Raw genomic sequence first — 5,948 nt, 5'->3', positions numbered from 1 at the left:
TACTCCGACGCCCTGCGATCACCGATCGAAGTCGCGGCCGCGTACGAGGCTGGGCTGAAACCAAAGGATCCCGGCTTCGCGGCGGAGGCCTCCCAGTGGGTCAACCTGCTCCAGCTCGACGAAGACAACGGGATGATGTTCGGAGACGGAGGTAGGCTGATCTTCGGCATCCGCCGGGACCGGCTCGCCGCCCGCGACTTCAGCCAGGTCTTCCCTTACGTCCAAGGGCACTGACATCGACTACCCGGACGTTTGAGTTCCTCTCACCGACAAAGCGACCTGAACAAGTCCGCTCGAAACCGTCCGGGCCAAGCTGTCGTGCCGCTGATCAGAACCCGTCCCGGCCGCTAACTTCACCCGGAAGGGACAGCCCGGGTTTTGTCGGGGGCGGGTGGCATGATCTGCCGATGCCCGAAACCAATGCTTCAATCGCGTCTTTCTGGAATGCCTTCGCCGCCTCCTTCGACGAGGAGGCCGACCACGGCCTTCGCGACCCCGGCGTCAAGGCTGCCTGGGCGGAACGCCTGCGTTCCTGGATGCCCGCCTCGCCCGCCGACGTCTTGGACCTGGGGTGCGGCACCGGCTCGTTGTCCTTGGTGCTCGCCGAGCAGGGCCACCGGCCGGTCGGGGTGGATCTGGCCCCGCTGATGATCGAGCAGGCCCGGCGCAAGCTCACGGCGGCCGGCTTCGATGCCGCAATGATGGTGGGTGACGCGAGTGACCCGCCCGCGCCTGCCGGGACGTCTTTCGACGTGATCCTCTCCCGTCACCTGTTGTGGACCCTGCCCGATCCGCAGGAGGCGTTGCGCCGGTGGGTCGGCCTGCTGCGTCCCGGCGGGCGTTTGGTCCTCATCGAGGGGCGCTGGGCGTCGGCCGAACCGGGTGAAGACCAGTCCTATGAGGGGAAGTCGGAGCCGATGCCATGGATGGGCGGAGTCGAGGCGGGGCGTCTCCTGGCGGCGCTGCGACCACTGGTTAAGACCGCCCGCGTCGAGCCGCTACCTGATTCCATCCTGTGGGGACGGATCATCCAGGACGAGAGATATGCCGTCGTCGCGTTCGTCTAGCCGTGATCGCTGAACAACCGGGCGCTCAACATCTCTATCTTTGTTGATCTTGTTGTTTTCCTGGTTGGTCGTCGCTGATAATGCGGCGCGCCTGCTCGGCGTAACGGATGGCGGTGCTCGCTTCGATCCGAAACACTGGAGTTGACCCGGTTTGGTGGACACCTGATCTCTGGGGAACCCTGGTCCCCGGAAGAAGGAGTCTGCTGTGCCGAACAACTATCCGCCGGAGTTTCGTCGGCAGATGGTGGAGCTGGTGCGCGCGGGACGGTCGCCGGAGGAACCGGCCAAGGAGTTCCAGCCCTCCGCGCAGTCGATCCGTGTCTGGGTGCGCCAGGCCGATCTGGATGACGGCCACCGCGCCGACGGCCTGACCAGCGCCGAGAAGGACGAACTGGCCAGACTGCGTCGCGAGAACAGGATTCTCCGCGAGGAGAAGGAGATCTTGCGTAAGGCCGCGGTTTTCTTCGCGCGGGAGACGGATCCGCCGAGATGAGGTTTCGGCTGATCGATGCGGAGAAGGACCACCATGACGTCTCCCTGCCGGCCCGGGCGCTGGGTGTGTCGCGCCAGGGCGGCGGATTCAACCGGTCGTCGCAACACCTCGATCGCGTTCGGTCGACGTTGTGAGCAGGCCGGCGTGCGCCCCTCGACCGGCCGGACCGGCACGTGCTTCGACAATGCCATCACCGAGAGCTTTTTCGCCTCACTGGAGTGCGAGCTGATCGACCGGCGGACCTTCCGCACCAGGTCAGAAGCCGAGCGCGCGGTATTCGCCTACATCGAGGGGTTCTACAACCCGCGCCGTCGTCACTCCGCCAACGGACAACTCAGCCCTGCCGAATACGAGCGACGCCAAGCCCCCAAACCCATTCAAGAAGACGGTTATGCTGCCGCGTAGCCGAAAGCCCTGATGTGTCTACCGAACCGGGGCAACTCCAGCCGTCATGCAAGGGCGACCGGGACGCCCACCGAAAACAGCCCGAAAAAACCGGACAGAAAAATCACAGAAGGCCCGCTGATCCTCGCTGCCCCGGCGCCCCCGTCCTCCGTGCTGGAGGCGGGGCTAGGACTCGTCCTGGCAGGGAATCGTCGCCGCCGTCGGCGCGGCAGGCGCGTTCTCAAGGAAGGCCTGGGTTGAGACGGCATAGGCGGAACACAGAAGCTGGCCAAGGCGCGTCGCCCTGCCGTCACCGAAACGCCGGGTGGGAACACCCATGACATGCAGGCGCCGTTCCAGGGCCACGCCTGAGACCGCGACCACCGTGTCACCGTACCGATCAACCCAGCGAAACGCGTCCCGGAGCAGCGCAAGGGCAAGCGGGCCGAAACCCGCTGCCGTAGTGCGGGGCCAGGCCCGGCCAGTGGCCAGGCGGCTGAGCTCCCAGATGCTCGGATCGCGAGGAGCGGGGGCGCCGCGCAACGTCTCGGAGAAGACATCGGGGATCATATAAGGACCGTCGGTGGGCAGGAGCCGACAGCACCCCGTGACCTCCCGGCAGACCTCCCCATGGCTGATCACATAGACCGGATCGCAGTCGTCGTAGGAATCTCGCTCCATTCCGTGGAGGCTGTCGACGTCCCAGCGGAGGCGTTCGTAGAACACCTCGTAGCGGAGGCGGAACATGCCGGTGAGCAACCACGCCGGGAGGTCACCCGTGCGGCCGACGACAATCCGTTGTACGCACTCCATAGGGCTAGTCAATGAATGGTTACCGGCGTCGATGTCGTATCTCTCCAGTGATCGGGTCCCGCGCCACCCACTGGCTGGCGTTTGGCATGCGCTGCACCTCGTCGCGCCACTCGTCGACGAGCAGCCCGGCTACACCCCCAGCCTGACCACCTCACCGGCGAACCGGTAAGAAACCTTCCTGATCGGACCATACGCCCTAGACAGGGCGGGTCAAGCACTTTCTATGCCCTCACCAGGACAGGAGCACCCCGTGATTCTGCTGTGTGGTGTTGACTGCCGTTTTTTGGTGGTCTGTCGTGTGATGTGGCTACTACCGGCATTAACCAGGAGTAGCTGGCCGTGTCCGCATCGTCGCGAAGTGGTGATGCCTTAGCACTGATTCATGATCTTGCTGTCTGCGTTACTGCTGATTGATACGTCTTATCGCTTCTCTGATCCTCTCCGATCTTCGATGCTGTTTGTCTGTTCTTTGTGGTCTCTGCTGTGTGGTGCTGACTGCTCGTTCCTTCGTGCTGTTCTGTTCGCTCTAGTGGCTATCGGCCTCGGCCACCCCGCCCACGCGAGGGGGCGCGGCGAGGCCTCGGCCGGGCGGCTCGCTCGGCCTGAGCGCGCTGGACTTGCTGGGCTTGGGCGCGTTCGGTGTGCTCCTGGGCGGCCCGCTCGACGGGCAGCGCGGCGCGCAGGCCGATCTCCTCGGTGATCGCGGCCAGCTGCCGCCGGGCTTGGTCGACGGTGGCCGGGACGCGGCAGCCCGGGAAGGACACAGCGGCCGCCGCCGCACGGTGAGCCTCCTGCTCGACCTCGCCTGCGGGCCGGGCTGCGGGGCGCTGAGCCGGGCGACATTCGCCGACGGCCGCGGCCTCCAGTCCTGATCCGCCCGCTGTCCATCTCCGGCCTGGTCGTGTCGTCGTCGAACACGACCCACTCCTTGCCCGCGGGCAGCGGCGGCACCGGCCATCCCGATATATAGCTGCGGCCTGTGAAGGTGACCAACCGCACGCTCTCATCTGACCCGATAAGGCTGTTTCGGCTCGTCACGTCGCTGGCCGTGACCTTCCCGCCCCCGAACTGGACGGCCCCCTTGCTACGGAAGGTGATCTTGCTCTTGCGTTTGGTCATCCAGGAGGGAACATCGCTTCGATCCTCGGTCGTGTCGACCGCGACCCGGGAGAAGCGCACTCCGCCATGTGCCGCCATCTGCTTCTTGAGCGCCTGCACCGGGTCCGCCGGAGCGCTCTGGGCGCTCGCACCGTCACCGAACCCGGCGACCAGGGCGGATGCCAGGACGGCGGCGAATGCGGCGATAGGCCATCTCATCGGGGGGTTCTCCTGCTGCTCTTGCCCTACGGTGACGGGACCGCCGAGATCGTCGCAGTCCAAGATCTCAGAGCAGTCACAAGGTGCCCGGACCCGCCGCCTCGCAACGAGGTCGGATGCGGTGCATCCGTACTGGGCGGCCTGAACCCTCATCCTGCGATCGACCCCTTATGAGGTCTCAGTAGTATCGACGGAATTTTCAACGAATATGCAATTCAGAGCCCCCTTAGGGACCTTCAGGCACAGCGTGGAAGATGGGCCGCTGACCTGCATATCCGTTGTTTCCTGCGTCGTTACTACTGCGACCCCCCAAAGGCCGGTCGACGTCTCGTCGTGACGGTTCGCGACACACCTGTGGGCTTGCCGGACATGACCTAGGCATGAACGTCACCGACACCGGGCCGCCGCGCACCCAGCGCTTCGCCCGCCTCTACGAGCAGACGTATGCCGCGTTGCTGCGGTTCGTCGAGCGTCGTGTCCATCCCTCCCATGCCGAGGACGTGGTCGCCGACGTGTTCCTCGTCGCCTGGCGGCGCCTGGACGACGTGCCGCTGGCGGCGGACGAGGCTCGGGCCTGGCTGTTCGGCGTGGCGCACCGCACTCTGCGCAACGGGCTGCGGGCCGACCAGCGGCGGCAGGCACTTACCGTTCGCATCGCCGACAGCCAGCTGACCGGCGCCGCGGCGGCCGGGCTGGACCCCGAGCTGGTGGCACGCCGGCTCGACCTCGTCCGGGCGTGGCGGCGGCTCAGCCCGCGCCACCAGGAGACGCTCGCCTTGGCCGTGTGGGACGGCCTCACAGCCCCACAGGCCGCGCGGGTGCTCGGCATTTCCCCCGTCGCGTTCCGGCTTCGGCTCACCCGGGCCCGGCGTGCCCTGCGCCACCACGCCGACGCGGTCCCCGCCACTACAACCCAGCCCGCGGCAACCGCCACCGTGAACTCCCGGAGCATGCGATGAACGACACCCTCGACCACGCCCTGCGCGACCTCGACCCGGCCGTCACCCCCGCCGACCTGGACACCAGCACCGACCCCAAGGCTCGGGTCCTGCTGGCCCGGGTGGTGGCCACCAACCCGATGGAGGCGCCCGCACCGACGACCAGCAGCCCTCGCCTGCTCACCGCCGGGCGTCTCACCGCTGCCGGCGGAGGGGTGGCCGTCGGCATCGCGGCAGCGCTGCTGCTGCCCGGCGTGTTCGGCGGTGGCTCGGCGATGGCAGCGTGGACCGCGACGCCGCACACGGTGAGCGGTGACCGGGCCGCCGACGCCCAGGAGAAGTGCCTCGACAGCGCCCGGGACACCGCCAAGCGCACAACCGGGCGTGAGCTCGGCTTCCGGCCCGTGGTGACCGAGGGCCGGGGGCCATGGACGCTCGTCTACGTCAACGACGACAGCAGCCATCTGGCCGAGATCACCTGCCTGCTCCGCGATGGCGACCTCGTCGGCTCGACGGGCAGCACGCCGGGGCCCGGCGCACAACCGCTTTCGCCGGTTCCCGCAGGGTCTGCGCGGGCCGCCCTCGGCGCGGTCATGAGCACGAGTGAGGAGAGCGTGCGTATCGTGACCGGCAGGGTCGGTGCCGGCGTGGTGGGTCTGGAGCTCTCCACGGAGGCGAAAGGCAGCGTGACCGCGACCGTCACCGGCGGCTACTTCGCAGCCTGGTGGCCGGACGCGCCGACGACGGAGGAGCGCGAGAACGCCTCACCTCGTGGCGGCGTCAAGAGCGTCACGGCAATCCTCCGGGACGGGTCGCGGCACAGCGTCTCCCTCGAGGAGCTCACCGACCGGACGAGCGCGCAGCTGAACACATCGGCCACGGGCGGCTCCGCGCGCGACTGATCTGGCCACCCGCGGCGGCGCCGGGCCTCACGGC

7 protein-coding genes and 1 pseudogene are annotated in these 5,948 nt (G+C 67.5%); 7 read left to right on the top strand and 1 reads right to left on the bottom strand.

Annotated elements, in window-relative coordinates; translation table 11 throughout:
- The 4 genes and pseudogenes from ABZU75_RS44845 to ABZU75_RS44830 form a co-directional block, all read left to right on the top strand.
- A partial coding sequence (locus tag ABZU75_RS44845; protein ID WP_355569135.1) for a DUF1963 domain-containing protein occupies positions 1-234 on the top strand: 234 nt, incomplete at its 5' end.
- Positions 235-407: 173 nt separating this feature from the next.
- The gene (locus ABZU75_RS44840; RefSeq protein ID WP_355569132.1) at positions 408-1,067 is read left to right on the top strand and encodes a class I SAM-dependent methyltransferase; all 660 of its coding nucleotides are present in this window, start codon (positions 408-410) and stop codon (positions 1,065-1,067) included.
- 205 nt (positions 1,068-1,272) lie between these two features.
- Positions 1,273-1,560 (top strand): transposase, encoded by a 288-nt coding sequence (locus tag ABZU75_RS44835; RefSeq protein ID WP_355569129.1) that lies wholly within the window; start codon positions 1,273-1,275, stop codon positions 1,558-1,560.
- 93 nt (positions 1,561-1,653) lie between these two features.
- Positions 1,654-1,965 (top strand): annotated as a pseudogene (locus ABZU75_RS44830) (IS3 family transposase); the annotation flags it as partial.
- Positions 1,966-2,130: 165 nt separating this feature from the next.
- Here the strand turns inward: ABZU75_RS44830 and ABZU75_RS44825 are convergent.
- Positions 2,131-2,757, bottom strand: a complete 627-nt coding sequence (locus ABZU75_RS44825; protein WP_355569126.1) for an acyl-homoserine-lactone synthase — start codon at positions 2,755-2,757, stop codon at positions 2,131-2,133.
- 626 nt (positions 2,758-3,383) lie between these two features.
- Between ABZU75_RS44825 and ABZU75_RS44820 the strand changes: the two genes are divergently transcribed.
- The 3 genes from ABZU75_RS44820 (at position 3,384) to ABZU75_RS44810 (ending at position 5,914) form a co-directional block, all read left to right on the top strand.
- Entirely contained in the window at positions 3,384-3,629 is a 246-nt protein-coding gene (locus ABZU75_RS44820) for a hypothetical protein (RefSeq protein WP_355569123.1), read from the top strand.
- Between the two features lie 825 nt (positions 3,630-4,454).
- A complete protein-coding gene (locus ABZU75_RS44815; RefSeq protein WP_355569120.1) occupies positions 4,455-5,033 on the top strand; it encodes a sigma-70 family RNA polymerase sigma factor in 579 nt (192 codons plus the stop codon).
- Positions 5,030-5,914: a hypothetical protein gene (locus tag ABZU75_RS44810; RefSeq protein WP_355569117.1), complete on the top strand. Its 885-nt coding sequence runs from the start codon at positions 5,030-5,032 to the stop codon at positions 5,912-5,914. Before ABZU75_RS44815 ends, ABZU75_RS44810 begins: the two co-directional genes overlap by 4 nt.
- Positions 5,915-5,948 lie beyond the last annotated feature (34 nt).

Origin of the sequence: Streptosporangium sp. NPDC005286 (assembly GCF_040607515.1) — a bacterium.
GTDB lineage: Bacteria > Actinomycetota > Actinomycetes > Streptosporangiales > Streptosporangiaceae > Streptosporangium.
This window is presented reverse-complemented; position numbering and strand designations above follow the sequence as displayed.